Origin of the sequence: Nocardia sp. 348MFTsu5.1, from assembly GCF_000383535.1 — a bacterium.
GTDB lineage: Bacteria > Actinomycetota > Actinomycetes > Mycobacteriales > Mycobacteriaceae > Williamsia > Williamsia faeni.
The window spans coordinates 131,791-154,276 of the sequence record NZ_KB911510.1 but is presented as its reverse complement, the minus strand read 5'-3'; the positions used below and the strand labels follow the sequence as shown (position 1 = coordinate 154,276).

Here is a 22,486-nt window from a genome sequence, read left to right as displayed (position 1 = left end):
GTAGCGTATAGCAGCATTGAGCGCCGGGGTACGTCCGGCGCTCGACCATTGGATCGGGGCCGATGGCTGTGGGGGGAATTCATGACTGTTGTGGTCGCGATCGAGCTGTTGATCGCCGGCGCGCTGGTGCTCGCGTATGACAACGGCCCGCTGTGGTGGACTGCGCTGATCGCCGCTGTGCTCTTGTCGGCGATGCTGGTGGCACCGCCTGGCCGGACATCGGTGGCGCGGTTGTCGATGTTGCGGTTCGGACTATGGCGTCGACGCCTTCTGCGAGGATCCGAACCGGACGGATCCAGGCCGGACCAGGCACCCTTCGATATCCCGGTCCCTGACGAGACACCCATCGGAGCCCGCTGGGACGGCACCTCCCTGATCACCGTTCTGCGGATCGACACTCCGCCGCCGACGATCGCGTTGCTCAACCCGGGTGTCCCGACCACCGGGATTGCGGGCATCCCGCTGACGGCGCTCGCCGAGAGTGTTCGCCAATTCGACATCGAACTCGAATCGATCGACGTCATCAGCCACGGCATCCGTTCGCATGGCGCCGGCCGTGTGGCGCAGGTCTACCTGCGCACGCTGGGCCCGCTCCCGGCCACGGCCTACCGGTCGGTGCTGGTGGTCCTTCGCCTCGATCCCTCCCGATGCCCGGAGGCGGTGGCCCGCCGCGGCGGCGGGTCCGAGGGCGCACTGCGCACCGCGCTCGTCGCCACCCGCCGGGTCGCCAACCGGATCGGTGGCCGCGGGCTGTCGACAACCGCATTGACTGGGGCGGAGATCACCGCAGCGACAACTCAACTCGCTCACGGAGCCGGCGGCGGCGAGGTCTCCGAACGCTGGGAGTCGGTGTCGGTCGGCCGACTGCAGATGTCCACGTTTGCGGTCTCCCCCGAACATCTCGCGCGCAATCTCGACGAGGTGTGGGCGGTGCCGTCGGTGTCGACGACCGTCACCACCCGACTTCGGCCGACCGCGGAAGGGGAAATCTCCCTGCGAACCCTGGTCAGGTTCAACACGATCATTACCGAACACACACCGATCAGCGGGCCGCCGATCGAGGGACTCATCCCCCTCCATGGCCGTCAGCGCGCCGCCCTGGCCGCGAGCCTGCCCGTCGGGCCTGCCGACCGACTGCCGCCGATCTCCGAACACACCGTCGCCGCAGACGATCTGGCCCGCGTCTTCCTGGCCGCTGCGGGTTGTGGCCAGCTCATCGGCGCCGATCACAACGGACGCGCGGTGGCGGTCGATCTACTCGGTGGGCGCCCGCATCGCATTTCGATCGCCGGCGGACTGCACCTCGCCCAGCAGGTACTCCTGCGGGCCATCGGAGTCGGTGCCCGTGTGCTGATCTACAGCGACCGGCCCGCCGACTGGCAGCAATTCGTGACCGCGGTGGGCGATCCCGGACTCGTGGCCCTGGCCGGTGGGCGCGTCTTTCCGGGGCACTTCACGGTGGCGATGTTCGACGGTCTCACCCCGACCACGGTGGATACGCCGACGACCGTCATCCTGGCACCCCCCGGCACCCACACCGAGCCGGCCGATATCCGGCTCGTCCAGAATCATGCTGCCCCCCAGGACATCTGGATCTCGACACCAGGTGGTTCGGCGATGGTCACCATGGTGGCAACCGGAGATGAGATCAGTTTCATCGGAAGCAGCCTGCCCTCGACCAACGCCGCCCGGGCATCGGGTGGCCCAGCGCCCGAGCGGGATGCTGCCGTCGGGGCCGCACCGGTCTACTGACCGGGGACCAGAGCCCGGAAGAAAATGCTTCGTGCGCTGCCGGCGTGCACCACGACGTCCGGATCGCAGTCGGCCAGCCACACCGCCTGGCCCTGCGGGACCAGCAGACTGGTGCCCGCACCCCGCAACTCGATCGCACCGGACGTGCACAGCAGGATCTGTGGCCCGGGAACATCGAACAGAATCGATGACGGCTTGTGGATGCCGGTGCCGTCGAGTTCGACCATCGACAACCGGAACTCCGAAATCGGTGTCTGGTAGATCAACTCGGCATTGAGTGTGTGCATCGTCGGGGTGACCTCGGACCGCGAGACGGGCGTGAAATCGAGGACCCGGAGCAGTTCGGGCACATCCACGTGTTTCGGTGTCAGACCACCCCGCAAGACGTTGTCGGAGCTGGCCATCACCTCGACAGCGGTACCGCCCAGGTAGGAATGCAGGTTGCCGGCGGGCAGGAACAGACCCTCGCCGGGACGCAACGAGATCCGGTTGAGCAGCAGTACGGCCAGCACGCCCGAGTCGGCCGGATAGTTCTCACCGATCTCCAGAAATGTCCGGACCTCGGCCGCGAACTGACCGTTCCCGGACGACGCCAGATATGCGATGGCCCCGTCGATGACCGCCGGGATCAGAGTTGCCAGCGCCGACTCCGGAAGGGTGATCCAGGTGGTGAACAACGCCCGCAGGCCCTGCGAATCAGGTTGTCCCGCCAGCATTCCGAGGTAGGCGTCGAGTTCGGGCACTTGCAGTGCCCGCAGCAGGTCGACGGTCTCGGCGACATTGCGGAAACCGGCCAGCAGCTCGAACTCTGTGATGGCCACGACCAATTCGGGTTTGTGATTGTCGTCGCGGTAGTTGCGGTTGGGCGCACCCACCTCGACTCCCTGGGCATTCTCCCGGGCAAATCCGTCTTTGGCCTGCTCCAGGCTCGGATGGGCCTGCAACGACAAGGGTTCATCTGCCGCAAGGACTTTCACCAGGAAGGGCAGCCGGCCCCGATATCGGTCTGCGCACGCGCCACCGAGTTGACCACGCGGATCCGCGTCGACCACATCGAGCAGGGTTTGGTCGTCCGACCCGCCGCCGACCCGTGCCGGAGCCGCCGGGTGTGCACCGAACCAGAGCTCGGCCTCCGGATGCGGGCTCGGCGTCGGGAGTCCACGCAATTCCGCAAGCGCGGTTCGGGAACCCCAGGCGTATGGCCTGATCACACCGTCGAGCAAGTGCATCAGCGGCTACCGACCAACCGCAGGTAGGCCGCGGCCATATCGGCGCGTAAGGCGAGAATCATCAGAGGCACAAGGTCTTCCATCCCCGAACCCCTGGGCTGGGGCTCGGCGGAGGACTGTTCGGCGGGCCCACTGGTGCGGACGTCGACGTCGGTCAGCGAAGCGGTCAGGCGGCGCACCAGCCACTCCCGATCCGGGGTGGTCAGGACCTGCACGCGAATCGGTTCACGCGGTATCGGACCGTCGATCTCGACGTCATGAAAGATCGGATCGTAGTCGGACGGCATGGTGCCACCGTACCCTGCCGACAGCGTCCCCGCCGCGACCACCTCGCCCAGATCCGTTGCGGTACTGACGACTCCGGCACCGGCAAAAATCGCGCGGGACGCGTGCACCGCGACGACCATCCCGGCTGCGGTATCCCCTGTCCACACGGTTCTGCGATCCGCAACTCGGACCGCGAGTTCCTTTGCGGCGTTGTGGAACAGCTCATGGCCGGGATGGTTTCCGGCGGCTTCGGTATCCAGCTCGTCGGCCATCGCCGACAGGTCCGGGTGCCGGCCCTCGAACCGCACCGCACGCAAAGCGTCGAGCACCGCGAACAGCGCCGCGACATAGTGCGAGAAGCGGTAGGCGGCGGGGACATGCACGCGTGGTGAGAGATCCACCACCGGACCGACCAGGGCCTCCTGCAACGGTCCCTCGACCGGTCCCGCGACAACAACTTCGGCGCGACGCCGGCCGGCCCGCGCAGCCGCATCGGCCAGGCGTGGATCACCGGCATCGTCACCGGCGATCACGACCACATCCAGCGGCCCGATCCACGGCGGCACCGCGGCGCACTTGATCAGCGGGACATCGATATGCGGACCGGCGAGCGCGATCACCAGATCCACTGCCCGCCCGGAGGTGCCGTCACCACAGACCACCACCACCGCGCGGGGCCGGAGCTGTTCGAGTGGTTCGAGCACACCTTCGTCCCGGGCCGCGGCCATCGCGCGGCACTGGGCACCGGCCATCGCCGAAGCCGGCAGCAGACCTTCGACATCGGCGTCGAGCAACGCGGCGACGTCGTCGATTTCGGGCGCTCCGGTCAACATGGGTCCAGCCTAGTGTGAATCAGCCCCGAACGACCCCCAGGATTCGTTCGGTCAGTACATTCACCCGTTCGGTCGTCGCCGCCTCGACATTGAGTCGCAGCAGCGGTTCGGTGTTCGACGCCCGCAGGTTGAACCACGAACCGTCGGCGAGATCGACCGTCACCCCGTCCATCCGAGTGATGTCGGTGATCTCGTCGGCGAAGTCCGCCAGCACCGCGGCGGTGCGTGCGGCCTGATCGTCCACCGTCGAGTTGATCTCACCGGAACCGGCATAGCGCTCATAACGCGCCATCATCTTCGACAGCGGCTGATCGGAGGCCCCGAGAGCGGCCAGGACATGCATGGCGGCGAGCAGGCCCGAATCGGCGCCCCAGAAGTCCCGGAAGTAGTAGTGAGCCGAATGCTCGCCACCGAATACCGCACCGGTCTCGGCCATCTGTGCCTTGATGAACGAGTGGCCAACTCTGGTCATCAGGGGCTCACCGCCGAGTTCCCGGACCAGCTCCGGAACCGCCCGCGAGGTGATCAGGTTGTGAATGACGACACCGCCGGGATTCTTGGCGAGCTCACGCTCGGCAACCAGTGCGGTGACCGCGGACGGAGACACGGGATCGCCCAGTTCATCGACCACAAAGCACCGGTCGGCGTCACCGTCGAAGGCCAGACCGATGTCGGCCCCGGTGTCCTTCACATAGGCCTGCAGGTCCACCAAATTCTTCGGATCGAGCGGATTGGCCTCATGATTGGGAAACGTTCCATCGAGCTCGAAGTACAGTGAACGCACGGTGAACCCCTCGGAACCACCCAGGACCACCGGAACTGTGTGACCTCCCATGCCATTGCCCGCATCGACGGCGACTGTCAAGTGCCGCAGACCGGAAAGATCGACGAGCTTGTGCAGAAACGCCGCATAGTCCTTCAGTACGTCGCGTTCGTCCAGCGAACCCCGGGCGACGGGTCCCGCCGTCTCGGCTCCCGGACCCTCGACCAGCTCACGCGAGATGGTCGCCAGACCGCTGTCCTGGCCCACCGGTTTTGCGCCGGCCCGGCACATCTTGATCCCGTTGTAGCTCGCGGGGTTGTGGCTCGCGGTGAACATCGCGCCCGGCCGGTCGAGATCTCCGGAGGCGTAGTACAGCTGGTCGGTGGAGGCCAGCCCGATCAGGGTGACGTCGAGCCCCTGATCCAGCGCACCGTCGGCAAACGCCGCGGCGAGTTCCGGGGACGACTCCCGCATGTCGTGTCCGACCACCATCGCGGTTTGGCCTTCGCCCTTCATCAGGCGTGCAAAGGAAGCTCCCACAGCACGGACGAAATCGGCATCGATCTGCTCTCCGACAAGCCCTCGAACGTCGTAGGCCTTGATGACGGCACTCACCAGCTCCTGGCTGAAGAGTTGCGCGGGACGTTCCACGGGTTGACTCCTTCTCTGTCAGTACAGATTTACGATCTTGCATACACACCCGCGCGGGCGCAGCCGGTCCATTGCGGTCAGTTCTCGCCGGTGGTCCCGGCAGTCGAGCGCGGGGTCACCGCCTAATCATGACGGAGACACAGACCCCGAAGACCGACGCCCCTCCATCATCTTGGTACTCGCGACTGCGTTTCGCCGAGTTCAAAGTTGCCCGCCTCGGGGCGGAGCGATTCAACCTGGTGCTCATCCGGCGCCTGACCGTGACGATCTGGGCGCTGACGATCGTTGTGTTGCTCGCCACCCGGACCATGTCATTCGGCCGTTCGTATGTGCTTGTCGCAGTTGCCATCGGACTCGCCGCGGCGTCCATCGGTCGCCGCAACCTGTTGTCGGTGATCCGCGACTGGCTGCCGTTCGGTGTGTTGCTCACGGTGTACGACTCCACGCGCGGGATCGCCGCGTTCCTCGGCATGCCCACCCGGTGGCATCTGGCCGTCGACGCCGACCGGTGGATGTTCGGCGTGGTGCCCACCGTCTGGTTGCAGGCGCACCTGAAGTTGGCAGAAGCCCAGTGGTGGGAGGTGTTCACGAGCTTTGTCTACATGTCCTACTTCGTCGTCCCTTACGCCGTCGCCGGTTTCCTGTGGCTCCGCGACCGGGACCAGTGGCGCAAGTTCACCCTCCGCCTCATCTCCATCTTCTTCCTGGGGCTGATCGGCTATGTGATGGTTCCCGCTGCTCCGCCGTGGGCCGCGGCAAAGTGCACCTCCGTCGAGGTCGTCGACGGGCCCGCGTTCCCCACGTGTATCACCACGCCCGAGCAGGTCGTGCCCAACAACCTTCTCGGCCAGGTGGTGCCCGTCCATGACGGCGCGGCGCCGTACGTCGAGCGGATCTCCAGTCGCGGCTGGGAAGCACTGCACATCGGTCCGGTCCGGGATGTGATCGAGGTCGGACAGGACAAGTCCAACCAGGTCGCCGCGATCCCCTCACTGCACGCCGGGGTCACCGCCCTGCTCGCCATGTTCATGTGGGGCCGGACGCGGGCGCTGGGCCGCACGATATTCACCGGCTATGCCCTGGTGATGGGGTTCACCCTGGTGTATTCGGCCGAGCACTACGTCATCGACCTGATCCTGGGGTGGAGTCTGGCCGCGTTGGTGATGGTGATCTGCAACTACGGCGAAAAGGCCTGGTACAGGCGCAAAGGACGCGGCCCGGCGGATGTCGCCGAAGCCGCGGAGATGGAATCGGCCACAGTGTCGTTCAGTCGACGGGATCAGGCAGCACTCGAAGGTGTCCACGTCGACCCGGTCGCGGGCGCGGAAGCGGCTCGGGACCGCTGACCTGCGTCTGCGCCCGACTGAGGTGAGGCGCAGCGTCGGGCACCGACGAGACACGTGACACCAACGAGCCACCGGAGGCTTCGCGGACGGCCTCGGCCAATGCGGTCAGGTCGTCCTCATCACGCGACGGCGCGGCGAATCCACCCTCACTGCGCAGCATCTCCCAACCACGCGGAACCGTGATCCTGGTCGCGTGGGTATCGCACAGATCCCACGAGTGCGGTTCGGGAGTCGTCGCCAACGGCCCGACCACCGCGATCGAATCTGAATACACAAAAGTCAGCGTTGCGACCGCCGGGTTGGCGCAGCCGGGCCGAGAACACTGACGTGGAAGCCTCACGGGTGGAAGATTATCCCGTTCTCCGGGCGGGTCGAAGCAGGACACACCGCACATACCTGCCTAGACTTGCGACTTATGGCACCCATTCGTCCTCCGCTGGCCCGACCACGGCGCCGACGATCGGATCGAGGCGTCCTCCGGGTCCGGGATCGTCGTGGCCGTGGCCTGCGATCATCGTTGCTCCCCACCCATGTGCCGGCCTGGACGAGCCGATCCCAATCGTTTGATGCGGTCGTCCTGGAGGCCTTTGCCGAGATCGACGCCCGCTGGCACGACCGGCTGACCGGACTCGACATCGCGGTCGACGAGGTACCCCGGATGTTGCCGCGGGACCCCGACACCGTGCAGTGGCCCGCAGAGGTCACCGCTGATGGACCGATCCCGCTGGCCCGGCTCATCCCGCCAGGTATGGACGGCGACGGCCGGGCGACCAAGGCTCGCATCCTGTTGTTCCGGCGACCATTGGAAAGCCGCGCCAAGAAGGGCGCAGACCTGCTCGACCTCCTCCACGAGGTACTCGTCCAGCAGGTTGCCGCCCATCTGGGCGTCGACGAAGACACAATCGACCCGCCGCCCCAATAGGGCCTGCGGGTCGCGATGTGCCGAAAAACAAAGTGCCGCAACAGCTCACACTGCGCGGCCATCCCCCGATGTCACCCCCGTGAACGTCACCGATGGTCGGTGACCGAAATCCCCCGAACTAGACGATGCCGCGCTTGATGCGCCGGCGTTCGCGTTCCGACAAGCCACCCCAGATGCCGAACCGCTCGTCCTTGTGCAGCGCATACTCGAGGCATTCTGCACGGACCTCGCACCCCTGGCAGATCCGCTTTGCCTCGCGGGTCGAGCCACCCTTTTCAGGGAAGAATGCTTCAGGATCGGTTTGGGCACAGAGTGCCCGGTCCTGCCACTGATCTTCGACGATGTCGAACATCTCGTCGAATGCAGTGGTGACCAGGCTGAGCCGGGGACGTTCGTTCTGACGGTCTTCGGGTGCGTTCAATTGCGAATCGACTTGCGGTTCAAGGCTGTTGGTAGCCATGTGTTCCAGAGCCATCGCCCCGCCTCCTCATCTCACTTCGAATTGTGCAGGTGGTCAGTAATATTCGAACATGTGATCGATTCCCATGCCCCGCAACAATTCTCGTTGTTAAAACTGGGAATGACACTGATGTGATTAGACATCGGTTCAGGGGTCCAGGTCAAGCCGCGCGGCGAAATTGCTTTACCACCCCGAAGAGTCATTCCCAGGTCTCGACACGGGGTTGAGAGCCAAAAAGACACCGACGCGATTCGAACACTTCGAACACCCGGCGACACCGTCTGCCGGCCCGGTCAATGCTACGTGGCGCCGACACGGTGCGAGGCCGAAGCCCCGGGGCCCTAGGGTGGTTGCTTGTGAAGGTGACGGTTCTTGTTGGTGGCGTCGGTGGCGCCCGATTTTTGCAGGGTGTTCGCGAACTCCTTGGACGCACGTCGTTCCCCGACGTGCTGGCGGAGGGCCTGCCTCCCTCGGAGCACGAGGTGACGGCGGTGGTCAACGTCGGCGACGACGCGTGGATGCACGGCGTCCGTATCTGCCCGGATCTCGACACCTGCATGTACACCCTCGGCGATGGGATCGACACCGATCGCGGATGGGGCAGGCGCGGGGAAACCTGGCACGCCAAAGAGGAACTGGCCGCCTACGGCGCCGACCCCGACTGGTTCGGACTCGGTGACCGCGACCTGGCCACGCATTTGATCCGCACCCAGATGCTCGACGCCGGATACCGGCTCAGCGACATCACCGCAGCTCTGTGCCGGCGGTGGGATCCGGGCGTACGCCTGCTGCCCGCCACCGACGATCGGCACGAGACCCACGTGGTGGTCACTCGCCCCATCGACGCAGCGAAGCAGGCCGCCGATGGGACCGAGGCGTCCGAAGAGAAAGTGGCGATCCACTTTCAGGAGTGGTGGGTCCGGCACCGCGCCCAGATCCAGACGCATGGATTCGCGCAGGTCGGTTCCGATGACGCCAAGGCGGCACCCGGTGTGCTGGAAGCGATCGCCGAGGCCGACATCATCCTCTTCGCCCCGTCGAATCCGGTGGTCAGCGTCGGCGCCATCCTGTCCGTGCCCGGTATCCGCGGTGCCCTGCGCACCGCAAAAGCTCCCGTGGTCGGCGTCTCCCCCATCATCGGGACGAGCCCGTTGCGTGGCATGGCCGACGAATGCCTGTCGGTGGTGGACGTCGAGACGACCCCGGAAGCGGTCGGCCGCCACTACGGCGCCCGCAGCGCCAATGGCGTGCTCGACGGCTGGCTCATCGCGCCCGGCGACTCCGCCGACATCCCCGGCGTGAAGGTCGCCTCGGTACCGCTGCTGATGACCGATCCCGCCACCACCGCCCAGATGGTCCGTGACGCCTGCGATCTGGTGGGTGTCTCGTATGAGTGAGCAGACCCCGGCCGACCACGCCCCCATTGATCACGCTTCGGCGGGCAGCATCGAGATCATCCCGATCCCGGGCCTGCCCAGGTTCAACCCGGGCGACGACCTCGCCGCGGCGCTGGCCGACACTGCCGGATGGATCCGCGACGGGGACATCCTGGTCGTCACGAGCAAGATCATCTCGAAGGTCGAGGGCCGGATGGTCCCGGCGCCGTCGGACCCCGACGAGCGCGACGCCGCCCGCCGGGCACTGGTCGACGCCGAAGCCGTCCGAGTGCTGGCGCGCAAGAACCGCACGCTGATCACCGAGAACAAACTCGGCATCGTGCAGGCGGCGTCCGGCGTCGACGGTTCGAACGTCGGCAGCGACGAATTGGCGTTGCTCCCGGTCGATCCCGATGCCAGTGCGGCAGCCCTGCGATCGGCGCTGAAGGAGCGCCTCGGCGTAAACGTCGCTGTGCTGATCACGGACACGATGGGACGGGCCTGGCGCATCGGACAGACCGACGCGGCGATCGGGGCCGCAGGAATCGCTGTCACGCACCCGTACGAGGGTTCGGTGGACGAATACGGCAACCCCCTCATCGTCACCGAGATCGCGATCGCCGACGAACTGGCCGCCGCCGCCGATCTGGTCAAGGGCAAGATCGGCGAGATCCCGGTGGCCGTCGTCCGAGGTCTGCAACCTCGCGAAAACGGCACCACTGCAAGGGATCTCGTGCGCCCGGGCGAGGAGGACCTGTTCTGGCTCGGTACCGCCGAGGCGCTGGAGCTCGGCCGTCAGCAGGCGTTGCTGATGCGGCGGTCGGTGCGCAAGTTCACCGACGAGCGGGTTCCCGAGCAGATCATGCGGGCGTCCTTCGCCGAAGCCCTGACCGCGCCGGCTCCGCACCACAGTCACCCGGTGCGGTTCATCTGGATACGCGACGATGCGCGGCGGTTCAGACTCCTCGATGCCATGGCGGAACGCTGGCGGGCGCATCTGAGGGCCGACGGCAAGGCCCCAGAGTCCGTCACCAAGCGCGTGGCCCGGGGCCAATTGCTGTACACCGCACCGGAAATCGTCATCCCAGTGCTGACCGGCGATGGACGCCACGACTATCCCGATGCCGAGCGCAGCGCTGCCGAGCACACCATGTTCACCGTGGCCGGCGGCGCGGCGGTCGGTGGCCTGCTGGTCGCCCTGGCGACCCGGTCGGTGGGCAGCTGCTGGGTGGGGTCGACGATATTCGCTCCCGAACTGGTGCGTGACGAGCTCGACCTGCCGGGTGATTGGGAACCGTTGGGCGCCGTCGCCATCGGTTTCCCCACCGAACCCAGCGACAAGCCGCGCCCGGCCGCGGCCATCGACTCGCTGGTGGTGGAACTGTGAGCCGGCAGTCCCTGCACGCATCGGCCACCGATCTGCTGACCCGGTGGCAAACCCCTGATCCGCACCAGGATTCATTGCGCCACACGATCTTGGCTTTTCTCGCGGCCGCCCCCGACGGGTGTCTGCGTGAATCCGCCGCCGGCCACATCACCGCGTCGACGATCGTGTTCAACGCCGCGCGCACCCACGTGCTGCTGACGCTGCATCCACGGGTCGGCAAGTGGATCCAACTCGGCGGCCACTGCGAAGAGGACGACACCACGATCACCGATGCGGCCACCCGCGAGGCCCGGGAGGAATCCGGCATCGCCGGACTCGGAGTCATCGACGAATTGGTGCAGATCCACACCCATCCGATCACCTGCTCGCTCGGCGTCCCGACCCGGCATCTCGACCTGCGGTTCGCCGCATTCGCGCCGGACCGTCCGGATGGCTCACTGCCCGAGTTCGTGCAGAGCGACGAGTCGGTGGACCTGCGGTGGTGGCCGATCGATGCGCTACCGGAGAACACCGAACATCCGGCGATCCCCGAGTTGATCACCACCGCCCTCGGCCGGTTCTGACCGGTCAGACCCGAATGCCCTTACCGATCGCCACCACGCCACCGGCGCTGAATGCAAAACGTTCGCGGTCGCGTTGTTCGTCGACGCCGACGATCTCGCCGTCGGAGATCACAACGTTCTTGTCCAGGATGGCTTTTCGGACCACGGCACCCTTACCGATCCGGACGCCCGGCATCAGGACACTGCCTTCGACGGTCGCACCGTCCTCGATGATGACGTTGGAACTGAGCACCGAGTTGCGGACTGTGGCGGCGGAGATGATGCTGCCCGACCCGACCATCGACTCCTGTGCCAGTCCGCCTTGGACGAACTTCGCCGGTGCCACCAGGTAGTCGGAGGACCCGTGGATCGCCCAGCGCCGGTTGTACAGGTTGAAGATCGGGTGCACCGAGACCAGATCCATGTGCGCGTCGTAGAAGGCGTCGAGCGTGCCGACGTCGCGCCAGTACCCGCGGTCGCGGTCGGTGGCGCCGGGCACCTGGTTGTCCTTGAAGTCGTAGACGAACGCCTCACCCCGCTCGACGAACGCCGGGATGATGTCGCCGCCCATGTCGTGGTCGGAGTCGCTGTTGTCGGCGTCGAGTTTGATGGCCTCGACAAGTGCGGCCGCCGTGAACACGTAGTTGCCCATCGACGCGAAGGTGGCGTCGGGATCGTCAGGGGTTCCGGGCGGATTCGCGGGCTTCTCGAGAAACCGCGTGATCTTGCCGCTGTCGTCGGAATCGATGCAACCGAACGCGGTCGCCTCATCACGCGGAACGCGAATACCGGCAACCGTGCACTCGGCACCGGAGGCGATGTGCGCCTCCACCATCTGCTCCGGATCCATCCGGTACACGTGATCGGCACCGAAGACCACGATGTAGTCGGGTTGTTCGTCGTAGACCAGGTTCAGCGACTGGAAGATCGCGTCGGCGCTGCCGGTGTACCACCGCGGTCCGAGTCGCTGCTGCGCCGGCACCGGCGTGATGTATTCACCGTTGAATCCGGACGGCCGCCACGTCTGCGAGATGTGGCGGTCGAGTGAATGTGACTTGTACTGGGTGAGCACACATAGACGTGAATACCCGGCATTGACCAGGTTGCTGAGAACGAAATCGATGAGGCGGTATCCGCCCCCGAAGGGGACAGCCGGTTTGGCGCGGTCCATCGTCAGGGGAAAGAGTCGTTTGCCCTCGCCGCCGGCAAGGACGATCCCAAGGACGTGGCGCTGTGAAATCACCCCCCCAACCTATCCCGCCGACAGAGTTCGCGGCCAGAGACAGGCGGACATCTTTCGAAATCGCTTGCCCCCGCCCGAATAAACTCTCGGCCCCAGACCTGTGAACTTTTCTCCCAGCGTTGGCGTGCGACCACTGAGCCGACTAGCGTCAAGGTCATGCGCGTGGCAATGATGACCAGGGAATATCCGCCTGAGGTCTACGGCGGGGCCGGGGTCCACGTCACCGAACTGGTACGGCACCTGCGCTCATTGGCCACCGTCGATGTTCATTGCATGGGCGCCGAACGCGACGGCGCCGAAGTGCACGGCATCGATCCGGCGCTGGTCGGGGCCAATCCGGCGATCACCACGCTGTCGTCGGATCTGCGGATGGCAGTTGCCGCCGAAGGTGCCCAGGTCGCGCACTCCCACACCTGGTACACCGGCCTGGCCGGGCATCTCGCCGCGCAGCTCCATGGCATACCCCATGTGCTGACGGCACATTCACTGGAACCGCGACGGCCGTGGAAAGCCGAACAACTCGGGGGCGGCTATCGGGTCTCGAGTTGGGCCGAGAAGAACGCCATCGAGTACGCCGACGCGGTCATCGCGGTGAGTTCAGGCATGCGCATCGATGTCTGCGACGCCTATCCCCGTCTTGATCCGGAAAAGGTGCACGTGGTCCGCAACGGCATCGACACCCAGACGTGGCATCCGGTGGATCGCGCAGAGTCGGACACCGCCCTGACTGCCCTCGGGGTAGACCCGAATCGGCCGGTTGCCGCGTTCGTCGGCCGGATCACCCGGCAGAAGGGCGTCCGGCATCTGATCGACGCGGCGCACCACATGGATCCCGATCTCCAGCTCGTCCTGTGCGCCGGCGCCCCCGACACCCCCGAGATCGGCGCCGAGATCGCCGCGGCCGTGGAACAACTCTCCGAATCCAGGTCTGGTGTGTTCTGGGTCCGCGAAATGCTTCCCACCGACAAGATTCGCGAAATACTCTCCGCAGCAACAGTTTTCATTTGCCCGTCAATCTACGAGCCCCTCGGCATCGTGAATCTCGAGGCAATGGCCTGCGGGACAGCCGTCGTCGCGTCCGACGTGGGCGGCATTCCCGAAGTGGTGCGTGACGAGATCACCGGACTCCTGGTGCATTACGACGCGGACAAGGGCCGCGACTTCGAACACGATCTCGCGAATGCGGTGAACCGGGTGGTCGCCGACCCCGAACTGGCGGGGTCGATGGGTGAGGCGGGACGCGCGCGGGCCATCGCCGACTTCTCCTGGGATTCCATCGCGGAGCAGACTCTGCGGATCTACGAATCCGTCTGCAAGCCGGTCTGATACGCCCCGACGGTCACCGACGCGGTGACCGTCATCGGATCGGGCAACGCGGCCAGCTTCGCATCCACCTGCGCCTTGGTGAGGTGAAAGGCCGACGGGCCCATCAGCACCACGTCCGCGATGTCGCTGTGCCCGAGGTCGATCTGGTACTCGACCAGTGTGCGTTCGGTGCGGACGAAATGGCCGGTCATGCTGTTGCCGATGCGTTCGGTTTTGTCCTTGTCGACACCGATCATTCCGACCTGTGCCACCAGTTCGCCCAGATGGCGAGGGGTCGGAGACACCACGACCAGCGTCCCGCCAGGGCGGAGAACACGCGCGAATTCGGAGACGTTCCGGGGCGAAAAGATCGACAGAGCAACATCGATCACCTCATCGGCGATCGGGAACGGTTGCCAGCCATCGGCCACGACCGCACCGATGGAATCAGACAGTCGGCTCACCTGGCGGGCAGCCGTCTTGGAAAGATCAAGTCCCACACCGCGACCGCCACAGGCATCGACTGCGGCGGCAAGGTAGTGCCCGGTTCCGGCGCCGACATCGAGAATCGTTGCTGCCGGAGGACATTGCCGCGAGACGGCCGACAGGATCGGATCGAAGAATCCGCTGTCGAGGAAACGGGTTCGCGCGGCAAGCATGTCGGCGGTGTCTGAACGAAAGTTGCTGCCGGCCCCACCCAACAGGGTGACGTAACCCTGTCGAGCGAGGTCGAAGCTGTGACCGGCCGGGCACCACAGTGTGCGGTCGGCCAATTCGAGCGATGCTCGACACACCGGGCAACTCAACAGATCGACCACTGTGGACAACACGAGTCGACCGTCTCCCTCAGTTGCCCTACGGCGCGCTGGTCAGGCGACCACCGCGCGCAATTCTTCACCCAAAGCCGCCGCCTCGTCCGAGGTCAGCTCGACAACCAGTCGGCCACCGCCCTCGATGGGGATGCGAACAACGATTCCTCGCCCCTCCTTGGTTGCTTCAAGGGGACCGTCCCCGGTCCGTGGCTTCATCGCCGCCATTTCTGCTCCCTTCAGATTCGCTGCCGCAGTCGGCGTCGAAGTCTGATCTTATTAGGTCGATGCCAACAAATGCTGACACCGCACGTTTCGGTGCTGCGTGGTCTCGATCCATACTACGGATCGCAGAGCGGTTATTCTCCCCGTTGCGCAGGGCTTTCGGCGTCTTCACGAGCTTGAAGATCGTGCAGTGCGATCCGGAGTTCGTCGATCTCGCGCGCGAGTTTCTCCAGCGCCCAGTCGACCTCGCCGGTTTTGTAGCCGCGGGTCACCTGGACAAAGCGTAACGACCGCACGTCTTCGCCGGTGATTCCGGCTCGCGGCAGGCGCGTGAGTGTGGTTCCGCGTTCCAGTGGGGGAAGATCCTCCGACCGGCCGAAGACCAGCCAGACGACGGCGAACACCACACCGATCACCGCGACCATGATCAGCAGGTACAGCAGAAGGGTCAGCACCTCATCCACTATTCCAGGTCATCAGCGATGGTCTGCGGGCTGCTCCGCTCCTGGGCCTCCTCGAAGGTCATTTCGATATGGCCCACCGACGATGTCATCAGCGCATGTCGACTCAGCCGCAGCCGACGCAGCTCGTCGGCGATCGGATGTGATCCGAGCTGCATGCTCGCCCCTCCCAATCGGGTCCGGGTATCGCCGGTCCGGTTGAGCACCCACGGGGTCTCGCGCGTCACACCGTCCAGATACGAATACGCCCGAAGCACCGCCGTCGCATCGGAATCCGGAACCTTGATCCCGGGCCGAACCGTGAGCGCGACAATCAATTTGCCCGCTTCACTGACCACACCTCGCTTCGTGGCGGACGCATGGTCGACGTCGAAGTCCGCCAACGTTTTCGGAAAACCCCAGATCCCGCGTCCGGCAGCAAGCGTGAAGTCACCATCGACCGGTAGTCGATGCACCAGGGCACGGGCCTGACCGGTCGCGAGCGTCCGGAGATTTCCCGAAATCGTCGCCTTCCCGGGCGTGTCGGGATCTTCGAGCAGCAGGCACACCCCAAACTCGTTGTAGGGTCCGAGATCTCCATCGACATAGTCGACGAACACCAGCATGCACATGGTGCGGCCCGGCCTGACCTGCATCACCCGTAGTCCGGTGTCGGCGATCATCGCCTGTGCCGCAGGGGCAGACGCGGTGTACCCGGCCACAAAGCAACTCGCGTGCCTGATCCGGACCGGCATCTGCACCTCGGTGCCGAGAACCTCGTACGCGGTCATGACGCTGCTCCGTCGGCAGCGACCACACCACGTAATCCCTCGGCGCCGAATAGTGGTTCGAGCATCGAGCTGAAATCGGGCCCACGACGCAGCATCTGGCCACCGTCGACGTTGATCACCTGTCCGGTGATCCACGTCGACTCCGCGCCGAGCAGAAACAGGGCCAGCCCCGCGATGTCCTCGACCTCGCCGACCCGCTGCAGTGGCGTGCTGATCCGGTAGTCCTCACTGAGCGCCGGATCCTGGGTGACGAGCCCGACGAGTTCGGTTCGCGTCAAACCCGGCCGGATGCCGTTGACGCGAACATTGCTCGCGCCCAATTCGTCTGCCGCCAGCGCCACCAGGTGATCGACCCCGGACTTCGTGACCCCATAGGCACCGAACCATCGGTGCGTGTTGCTCGCGGCGATCGACGAGATCGCGACGATGGAACCGCCGCCACCCCGAACCAGTTCGCGCGCACCGTGTTTGATCGTGAACATCGTGCCGTTGAGATTGAGATCGACAGTGCGTTTCCAGGCTTCCGTGTCCATCTGGGTGATCGGTCCGATGGTCTCACTGCCGCCTGCGCAGGCGACGATTCCGTCGAGTCGCCCGGTGTGTGCGGTGGCCGCGGCGACCGCTGCGGCCACCTGATCCTCGACCGTGATGTCGGCGGCGTGAGCGAACACGGCACCGCGTCCGGTGCCGGCATTGAGCTTGGCGGCAACCCCCTCCAGGCGCTCGGCGCCGCGGCCGACGATCGTGACCTGCGCGCCCCGCTCACACAGCAGTGTGGCGATGCCCTCCCCGATCCCACTGCCACCACCGGTGACCAGAACTGACTTACCCGCCATCGAATCCGCCATCGACCAACTCTCCCCATAGAACTAGAACGTGTTCTAGCCACGGTAGCTGGCCCGAGCCGCAAATGAGCCAGATACACGAAGACGAGCCGCGTATTTGTGGCTCGTCTTCGTATATCTGGCTCGTTTGGAGGGCGGCGCTATGAGGCTCGGCGACCGCGTACGGGCACCTGCGGACGCAGCGTGTTCATCGCCGGCCGGTCGGTCAGATAGACCTCGGTGGTCTTCGGGCTGAATGTGCCGTCGGGCTGGATCTTGAACTGGGTGAGCCCGACACCGGAATCGACGATCCCGCAGCGGCCCATCAGCGTCCCGACTATCTGGCGGCTCATCACACCGAGCTCGACCAGCGGCCGGTTGCGGTGTGTACGAACGCCGAGGTTCACCTGGCCGATGCCCGCCATGCCGTACCGGTCGTAGGTGTCGACCAGCAGGCCGATCTCCACGCCGTAACCCGGTGCGAACGGTACCGCGCACAGCAACTCGCGGGTACCGGCGTACTCGCCGCCCAGCGGCTGCAGCACTGCGGTCAGTTCCGGCTTGAACGAGGCCAGGAGCGGACGGGCGACGAGCTCGGTGACCCGGCCGCCACCGTTGGCGTCCTCGACGTGTCCGGTGCGCAGCGGACGGCGGTAGAAACCCTTCACGAGCTGGATCTCGGTGTTGATGAGGAGAGGCCCGAGAAGCTTGGGGACGAACATCGGATCGGGATCGATCAGATCGGAGTCGACGAAGGCGATCAGATCACCCGTGGTCGCGGCCAGCGAGCGCCAGAGCACTTCGCCTTTGCCACGGACCGGCTCGATCTCGGGGACCGCCTCTTCCCGGCTGACCACCCGCGCGCCGGCCGCGGTCGCCCGCTCGGCGGTGGCATCGGTCGAACCCGAGTCCAGGACGATCAGCTCGTCGACGAGGGTGCCGAGCAACGGACGGATCGAGGCGATCACATCTGCGACGGTGTCCTCTTCATTCAATGCCGGCAGGACAACCGACACGGTCCGGCCGTTCTTGGCCGCGACAAGTTCCTCGACGGTCCAGTCAGGACGGTCCCAACTGTGGTCGGCGGCCCAGCGGGCCGAAGGTGAGTCCTGCGGTGCCGATGCGATCGGCGCCCACACACGTTCGGTCTTTCCGGTGACTTGCTTCCCAGCGGTCATGCCAAACCCCTTACTGTTCGGGCAGGTGGCCTGGTGCCCACTATCGCGGCCACCATGTCGACCACCCTTCGAGTGGCGGCTACCTCGTGTACGCGAAACACCCGAGCCCCCGCGGAGGCGGCAAGTGCCGTCGCGGCCAGAGTCCCCTCCAACCGATCTTCCAGGCCTACACCCAGAGTCTCCCCTACAAAATCCTTGTTACTGAGCGCCATCAGCACTGGCCAACCGGTATTAACCAGAACGTTTACCTGACGTAACAAAGCGAGCCCGTGATGGGTATTTTTTCCGAAATCATGGGTCGGATCGATGACAATCGAATCGCGTCGCACCCCCGCCGCGAGGGCTCGATCTGCCGCACCGGTCACCTCGGCGAGGACATCGGCGACCACATCCGGGTACCGGACACGGTGCGGCCGGGTGCGCGGGACGGCTCCACCGGTGTGCGAGCAGACGATGCCCACCGACAGTTCCGCCGCCACCGACACCAGGTCCGGGTCGGCACCCGCCCAGGTGTCGTTGATGAGGTCTGCGCCCGCGGCAACGGCCTCGCGCGCGACGTCGGCCCGCCAGGTGTCGACGCTGACGATCAGGCCGGGGTGGCGATCGCGGATCCAGGCGATCATCGGCAACACCCGCCGAATCTCTTCGGCTGCGTCGACGAGGTCACCCGGGCCCGCCTTCACGCCCCCGACATCGACGATGTCGGCGCCTTCGGCGACCACCTGATCGACCCGCGACTTCGCCGCATCGTCGGAGAAGCTCGCTCCGCGGTCGTAGAACGAGTCCGGCGTGCGGTTGACGATGGCCATCACCAAGGCCCGATCCGTGGCAACCGGACGCCCGCACAACGTGTCGGAGACCTCGGTCCCGACAACCCCGGGCGCGTCGGAACCCGCCCCGGTGCCATCGGGACGCGCGCTAGCCTCTGGGTACTTTCGCTCCTGCGACATCATCTGGGTAGTCATCGTAGAACTTGACGTACCCGTCGCCGCGACCGGTCAAAACATAGAGATCGTCGTCGCCGACGTCGGAGAACCCCTCCTCGCGGAGCTCAACTTTCCGGTTCTTGAAGGTCGAGGTCTGTTCGAGCTCGGGCACCACCCGGACGAACAGCGGGATGGCATAGGCCGGCAGTTCCCCGTACAGGTGATCCGCCAACGCCTTGGGGTCGAACTCCGCGCCTTCGCGGAGGGTGATGGCGGCCATCCCCGCCTTGCCGTCGGCGCCGCGGACCTCGACGCCGTAGACCACGACTCCGTCGATCTCCTCGACATCATCCAGCGCGCCCTCGACCTCGGTGGTGGCCACGTTCTCGCCTTTCCAGCGGAAGGTGTCTCCGAGACGATCGACGAATGCGATGTGACCCATCCCGAGATTGCGGACGAGGTCGCCGGAATTGAACCAGCGATCGCCGGACTTGAACGCGTCGGTGATGATCTTCTTGGTCGACGCGTCGTCATCGGTATAGCCGTCGAAGGGGACCTTGGCGGAGATCTCGGAGATCAGAAGGCCTGCTTCACCTTTGGAGACCTTTGTCAGCTTTCCCTGCGAATCACGCTTGGGTTCACCGGATTCCTGGTCGTACTGCACAATCTTGAACGGCAGTGGGCAGAAGCCGGCCGTGCGGTCGATGTTGAAAACATTGATGAAGGCCAGGTTCAGTTCCGATGCACCGTAGAACTCGACCACCCGCTCGATCTTGAACCGGCCGGCGAAGTCGTCCCAGATCTCCGCGCGCATCCCGTTGCCGACAATGGTCTTGATCCCGTTGGTGGCATCGGATGATTTTTCGGGCTGGGCCAACAGGTACCGGCACAACTCGCCGATGTAGCAGAACGCGGTGGCCCGGTTGAGTTCGACATCGTCCCAGAACCGGGAGGCCGAAAACGACTTGCCGATGGCCAGGCAGGCACCCGACGCCAGCACCGATGACAGCGAGACCGTCAGCGCATTGTTGTGATAGAGCGGTAGCACCGAGTACATGGTGTCGGTGTGCCGGAGCCGCACACCCATGCCGCCGATACCGTCCATGCTCGTCATCCAGCGGTAGTGCGACATGATGCTGGCCTTCGGAAGCCCGGTGGTGCCGGACGTGAAGATGTAGAAGGCCTTCGTCGACGACGGAAGGTCGGCGGTGACCTCGGGATTGCGCTCGCTCAATCCCTGCGCCTGCTCATCGAGTTCGGTGAAGTCGACTGTCAGGGATGGCAGTTGCGACTTGTCGATCGAATCCAGAGCGTCTTTCACCTCGGGGTCGACCACCAGCACCTTCGCATCCAGGATGCCGAGGCTGTGGGACAACACGTGTCCGCGCTGGTTGTAATTGAGCATCCCGGCGATCGCACCGAGTTTTACCGTCGCCAGCATCACCAGCAGCGTCTGCGGATGATTCTTGGCCAGGACTCCGACGACGTCACCGACACCGACACCGTTGCGGGTGAAGTGGTCGGCATAGCGATTGATCTTCCGATTGGCCTCACCGTAGGTGATCGAATTGCCCTCGAACCGGATGAAGGGACGTTCCGGATGCTTGGCGACCAGATCGTTGAAGACCGAGCCGATGGTGTCTTTCGCCTTAGGACGTCGCAGTACCAGTCCTGGTGCGTGCCGGATGACCCCCGGAAGATCGGGGACCATCGCCAAAGCTCCCTTGGCGACGTCGATCAGTCCAACATTCGTCCGGTTTTCACTGGCCACTTAAGCTCCGATGCTCGTGATGTGTCTGGGCCCGACTGTCGAGATGCTCACTCGACTATCACGGTAAGGCCCCCCGGCGAATAAGGTTACCGATATTCACAGATAAACCGCGCAACGCGCGAGCGCCTCTCTGACCGTGGTGGTCCGCACCAGCCGGTCCAGCGCTGACGTCGACACAAACCCTGATTCGGTCAACGTCTGCAGCCAGTCGAGCAGCGGTGTGTAGTGACCGTCGGGATCGAGGAGCACCACCGGTTTGCGGTGCATACCCAAGTACCCGGCAGTCCATGTTTCGAACAGCTCTTCCAGCGTGCCGATACCGCCGGGCAGTGTGATGAAGGCGTCCGCCCTGTCCTCCATCTGCTGCTTGCGCTGACGCATCGTGTCGGTGATCACCAGCTCATCGGCATCGAGGTCGGCTACTTCCCTCTGCACCAACGCCTTTGGAATGATCCCGATGGTATGGCCGCCGGCCGCACGGGTCGCGTGGGCAACCGCACCCATCATCGAGACGTTGCCGCCGCCGGAGACCAGCGTGTGCCCGCCGGCACCGAGCGCGGTCCCGAGTTCGGTGGCCAGCGCCAGGTAGTTGTCGGCCACTGGTCCGGATGCGCAGTAGACACAGATCGCGCTCATGCCCGGGCCTCCCCTTCTGACTGCCGCTGCCGCGACGCCTTGACGATCTCGACCGCTTCGGAGACGGAGTCGGTCACCTGGAGCAGGTCGACGTCGGCCGGCGACACAAAGCCCTGTTCGGTCAGCGTTCCCTTGATCCAGTCGAGCAGCGGACCCCAGAACTCGGTGCCCAGCAACACAATCGGGAACTGGGTCACCTTGCGGGTCTGCACCAGCGTGAGTGCCTCGAACAGCTCGTCAAGGGTGCCGAACCCACCCGGCAGGCAGATGAAGGCCTCCGCGTACTTCACGAACATCGTCTTCCGGACGAAGAAGTACCGGAAGTTGATGCCGAGGTCGACCCACTCGTTCAGGGACTGCTCGAACGGGAGCTCGATGCCCAAACCTATGGACTGTCCACCGCTCTCGCAGGCCCCCCGGTTCACCGCCTCCATCAGACCCGGTCCGCCGCCGGTGATCACCGGATACCCGGCCCCGGCCAGAGCGGCACCGAGTTCACGGCCCAGGTTGTAGTACGGGGTGTCGCGCGCGATACGGGCCGACCCGAACACGGTGACGGCCGGCGGCACCGTCGACATGTTGTCGAACCCCTCGACGAACTCGGACTGGATCCGAAGGACTCGCCACGGATCTCGGGCCGAATCCGCCGACCTGAGCAAACGCTGGTCGGTCGTCTGGGTGGGTGCGCTCTGGTCTTCGCGGATCCGAGCTGCGCCGCGGTAGTTGAGCCGGGTATCGCGATCGGGTTGTGCCATAGGGAGACGCTAGCAATGTGCAATCCGAATCGTCGGACAGCCAAGGTCACTGTCA

At 65.3% G+C, this 22,486-nt stretch carries 23 protein-coding genes; 7 read left to right on the top strand and 16 right to left on the bottom strand.

Annotated elements, in window-relative coordinates; all coding sequences use genetic code 11:
* The first annotated feature begins 81 nt into the window (after nt 1–81).
* Nucleotides 82–1,752 (top strand): type VII secretion protein EccE, encoded by a 1,671-nt coding sequence (gene eccE / locus H290_RS0104000; protein WP_020105478.1) that lies wholly within the window; start codon nt 82–84, stop codon nt 1,750–1,752.
* Here eccE and manA read toward each other — a convergent pair.
* From manA to H290_RS0103985, 3 genes are read right to left on the bottom strand one after another with little or no spacing between them, the layout of a single operon-like run.
* Nucleotides 1,746–2,981 carry a mannose-6-phosphate isomerase, class I gene (manA, locus tag H290_RS0103995; RefSeq protein WP_020105477.1) on the bottom strand — a complete coding sequence of 412 codons (1,236 nt, stop codon included), beginning with the start codon at nt 2,979–2,981 and terminating at the stop codon, nt 1,746–1,748. The genes eccE and manA overlap by 7 nt on opposite strands.
* Nucleotides 2,981–4,081 (bottom strand): hypothetical protein, encoded by a 1,101-nt coding sequence (locus tag H290_RS0103990; protein WP_020105476.1) that lies wholly within the window; start codon nt 4,079–4,081, stop codon nt 2,981–2,983. Before H290_RS0103990 ends, manA begins: the two co-directional genes overlap by 1 nt.
* A gap of 19 nt (nt 4,082–4,100) precedes the next feature.
* Nucleotides 4,101–5,495, bottom strand: coding sequence for a phosphomannomutase/phosphoglucomutase (locus tag H290_RS0103985; RefSeq protein WP_020105475.1), 1,395 nt, complete (start codon nt 5,493–5,495; stop codon nt 4,101–4,103).
* Between the two features lie 128 nt (nt 5,496–5,623).
* Between H290_RS0103985 and H290_RS0103980 the strand changes: the two genes are divergently transcribed.
* A complete protein-coding gene (locus H290_RS0103980; RefSeq protein ID WP_020105474.1) occupies nt 5,624–6,841 on the top strand; it encodes a phosphatase PAP2 family protein in 1,218 nt (405 codons plus the stop codon).
* Here H290_RS0103980 and H290_RS0103975 read toward each other — a convergent pair.
* Nucleotides 6,762–7,181 (bottom strand): DUF3499 domain-containing protein, encoded by a 420-nt coding sequence (locus H290_RS0103975; protein WP_196809494.1) that lies wholly within the window; start codon nt 7,179–7,181, stop codon nt 6,762–6,764. The genes H290_RS0103980 and H290_RS0103975 overlap by 80 nt on opposite strands.
* A gap of 75 nt (nt 7,182–7,256) precedes the next feature.
* Between H290_RS0103975 and H290_RS0103970 the strand changes: the two genes are divergently transcribed.
* Nucleotides 7,257–7,763, top strand: coding sequence for a metallopeptidase family protein (locus tag H290_RS0103970; protein ID WP_051121871.1), 507 nt, complete (start codon nt 7,257–7,259; stop codon nt 7,761–7,763).
* Nucleotides 7,764–7,881: 118 nt separating this feature from the next.
* Here H290_RS0103970 and H290_RS0103965 read toward each other — a convergent pair whose 3' ends face one another.
* Nucleotides 7,882–8,115, bottom strand: a complete 234-nt coding sequence (locus H290_RS0103965) for a WhiB family transcriptional regulator (RefSeq protein WP_028462746.1) — start codon at nt 8,113–8,115, stop codon at nt 7,882–7,884.
* Between the two features lie 464 nt (nt 8,116–8,579).
* On the opposite strand from H290_RS0103965, the gene cofD reads away from it, so the two are divergent.
* Genes cofD through H290_RS0103950 form a run of 3 tightly spaced genes read left to right on the top strand, consistent with a single transcriptional unit; the run spans nt 8,580 to nt 11,549 of the window.
* A complete protein-coding gene (gene cofD, locus H290_RS0103960; protein WP_020105470.1) occupies nt 8,580–9,620 on the top strand; it encodes a 2-phospho-L-lactate transferase in 1,041 nt (346 codons plus the stop codon).
* The gene (locus tag H290_RS0103955; protein ID WP_020105469.1) at nt 9,613–10,986 is read left to right on the top strand and encodes a coenzyme F420-0:L-glutamate ligase; all 1,374 of its coding nucleotides are present in this window, start codon (nt 9,613–9,615) and stop codon (nt 10,984–10,986) included. The genes cofD and H290_RS0103955 overlap by 8 nt, the downstream gene beginning before the upstream one ends.
* A complete protein-coding gene (locus H290_RS0103950) occupies nt 10,983–11,549 on the top strand; it encodes an NUDIX hydrolase (RefSeq protein WP_020105468.1) in 567 nt (188 codons plus the stop codon). The genes H290_RS0103955 and H290_RS0103950 overlap by 4 nt, the downstream gene beginning before the upstream one ends.
* Nucleotides 11,550–11,553: 4 nt before the next feature.
* Here the strand turns inward: H290_RS0103950 and glgC are convergent, their stop codons facing one another.
* Complete coding sequence (gene glgC, locus H290_RS0103945) at nt 11,554–12,771, bottom strand: glucose-1-phosphate adenylyltransferase (RefSeq protein ID WP_020105467.1); 1,218 nt, start codon at nt 12,769–12,771, stop codon at nt 11,554–11,556.
* A 156-nt stretch (nt 12,772–12,927) separates the two neighbouring features.
* On the opposite strand from glgC, the gene glgA reads away from it, so the two are divergent.
* A complete protein-coding gene (gene glgA / locus H290_RS0103940; protein WP_196809493.1) occupies nt 12,928–14,097 on the top strand; it encodes a glycogen synthase in 1,170 nt (389 codons plus the stop codon).
* Here the strand turns inward: glgA and H290_RS0103935 are convergent.
* From H290_RS0103935 to H290_RS0103890, 10 genes are all read right to left on the bottom strand, one after another.
* The gene (locus H290_RS0103935; RefSeq protein ID WP_020105465.1) at nt 14,070–14,906 is read right to left on the bottom strand and encodes a putative RNA methyltransferase; all 837 of its coding nucleotides are present in this window, start codon (nt 14,904–14,906) and stop codon (nt 14,070–14,072) included. The two genes, glgA and H290_RS0103935, sit on opposite strands and share 28 nt — an antisense overlap.
* Nucleotides 14,907–14,945: 39 nt before the next feature.
* A complete protein-coding gene (locus H290_RS30535; RefSeq protein WP_020105464.1) occupies nt 14,946–15,113 on the bottom strand; it encodes a DUF3117 domain-containing protein in 168 nt (55 codons plus the stop codon).
* A 131-nt stretch (nt 15,114–15,244) separates the two neighbouring features.
* Nucleotides 15,245–15,565 carry a DivIVA domain-containing protein gene (locus H290_RS0103925; RefSeq protein ID WP_036518124.1) on the bottom strand — a complete coding sequence of 107 codons (321 nt, stop codon included), beginning with the start codon at nt 15,563–15,565 and terminating at the stop codon, nt 15,245–15,247.
* An 8-nt stretch (nt 15,566–15,573) separates the two neighbouring features.
* Complete coding sequence (locus H290_RS27750) at nt 15,574–16,341, bottom strand: acetoacetate decarboxylase family protein (protein ID WP_020105462.1); 768 nt, start codon at nt 16,339–16,341, stop codon at nt 15,574–15,576.
* Nucleotides 16,338–17,189 (bottom strand): SDR family oxidoreductase, encoded by an 852-nt coding sequence (locus H290_RS0103915; RefSeq protein ID WP_020105461.1) that lies wholly within the window; start codon nt 17,187–17,189, stop codon nt 16,338–16,340. Before H290_RS0103915 ends, H290_RS27750 begins: the two co-directional genes overlap by 4 nt.
* Before the next feature lie 137 nt (nt 17,190–17,326).
* Nucleotides 17,327–18,343 (bottom strand): glucosyl-3-phosphoglycerate synthase, encoded by a 1,017-nt coding sequence (locus H290_RS0103910; RefSeq protein ID WP_020105460.1) that lies wholly within the window; start codon nt 18,341–18,343, stop codon nt 17,327–17,329.
* Nucleotides 18,340–19,152 (bottom strand): dihydropteroate synthase, encoded by an 813-nt coding sequence (gene folP, locus H290_RS0103905; RefSeq protein WP_231373511.1) that lies wholly within the window; start codon nt 19,150–19,152, stop codon nt 18,340–18,342. The genes H290_RS0103910 and folP overlap by 4 nt, the downstream gene beginning before the upstream one ends.
* Before the next feature lie 109 nt (nt 19,153–19,261).
* On the bottom strand, nt 19,262–20,980 hold the full coding sequence (locus tag H290_RS0103900) for a long-chain-acyl-CoA synthetase (protein WP_231373510.1): 1,719 nt from the start codon (nt 20,978–20,980) through the stop codon (nt 19,262–19,264).
* Nucleotides 20,981–21,136: 156 nt separating this feature from the next.
* Complete coding sequence (locus tag H290_RS0103895; protein ID WP_028462743.1) at nt 21,137–21,676, bottom strand: TIGR00730 family Rossman fold protein; 540 nt, start codon at nt 21,674–21,676, stop codon at nt 21,137–21,139.
* Nucleotides 21,673–22,431 carry a TIGR00730 family Rossman fold protein gene (locus H290_RS0103890; protein ID WP_020105456.1) on the bottom strand — a complete coding sequence of 253 codons (759 nt, stop codon included), beginning with the start codon at nt 22,429–22,431 and terminating at the stop codon, nt 21,673–21,675. The genes H290_RS0103895 and H290_RS0103890 overlap by 4 nt, the downstream gene beginning before the upstream one ends.
* Nucleotides 22,432–22,486 lie beyond the last annotated feature (55 nt).

Bases quoted from the DNA above. Each gene is read 5' to 3' on its own strand.
- eccE (WP_020105478.1), top strand. From the start codon at position 82: ATGACTGTTGTGGTCGCGATCGAGCTGTTGATCGCCGGCGCGCTGGTG.
- manA (WP_020105477.1), bottom strand. From the start codon at position 2,981: ATGCACTTGCTCGACGGTGTGATCAGGCCATACGCCTGGGGTTCCCGA.
- H290_RS0103990 (WP_020105476.1), bottom strand. From the start codon at position 4,081: ATGTTGACCGGAGCGCCCGAAATCGACGACGTCGCCGCGTTGCTCGAC.
- H290_RS0103980 (WP_020105474.1), top strand. From the start codon at position 5,624: ATGACGGAGACACAGACCCCGAAGACCGACGCCCCTCCATCATCTTGG.
- H290_RS0103970 (WP_051121871.1), top strand. From the start codon at position 7,257: ATGGCACCCATTCGTCCTCCGCTGGCCCGACCACGGCGCCGACGATCG.
- H290_RS0103965 (WP_028462746.1), bottom strand. From the start codon at position 8,115: ATGTTCGACATCGTCGAAGATCAGTGGCAGGACCGGGCACTCTGTGCC.
- H290_RS0103955 (WP_020105469.1), top strand. From the start codon at position 9,613: ATGAGTGAGCAGACCCCGGCCGACCACGCCCCCATTGATCACGCTTCG.
- glgA (WP_196809493.1), top strand. From the start codon at position 12,928: ATGCGCGTGGCAATGATGACCAGGGAATATCCGCCTGAGGTCTACGGC.
- H290_RS30535 (WP_020105464.1), bottom strand. From the start codon at position 15,113: ATGGCGGCGATGAAGCCACGGACCGGGGACGGTCCCCTTGAAGCAACC.
- H290_RS27750 (WP_020105462.1), bottom strand. From the start codon at position 16,341: ATGACCGCGTACGAGGTTCTCGGCACCGAGGTGCAGATGCCGGTCCGG.
- H290_RS0103915 (WP_020105461.1), bottom strand. From the start codon at position 17,189: ATGGCGGATTCGATGGCGGGTAAGTCAGTTCTGGTCACCGGTGGTGGC.
- H290_RS0103910 (WP_020105460.1), bottom strand. From the start codon at position 18,343: ATGACCGCTGGGAAGCAAGTCACCGGAAAGACCGAACGTGTGTGGGCG.
- folP (WP_231373511.1), bottom strand. From the start codon at position 19,152: ATGGCCATCGTCAACCGCACGCCGGACTCGTTCTACGACCGCGGAGCG.
- H290_RS0103900 (WP_231373510.1), bottom strand. From the start codon at position 20,980: ATGGTCCCCGATCTTCCGGGGGTCATCCGGCACGCACCAGGACTGGTA.
- H290_RS0103895 (WP_028462743.1), bottom strand. From the start codon at position 21,676: ATGAGCGCGATCTGTGTCTACTGCGCATCCGGACCAGTGGCCGACAAC.
- H290_RS0103890 (WP_020105456.1), bottom strand. From the start codon at position 22,431: ATGGCACAACCCGATCGCGATACCCGGCTCAACTACCGCGGCGCAGCT.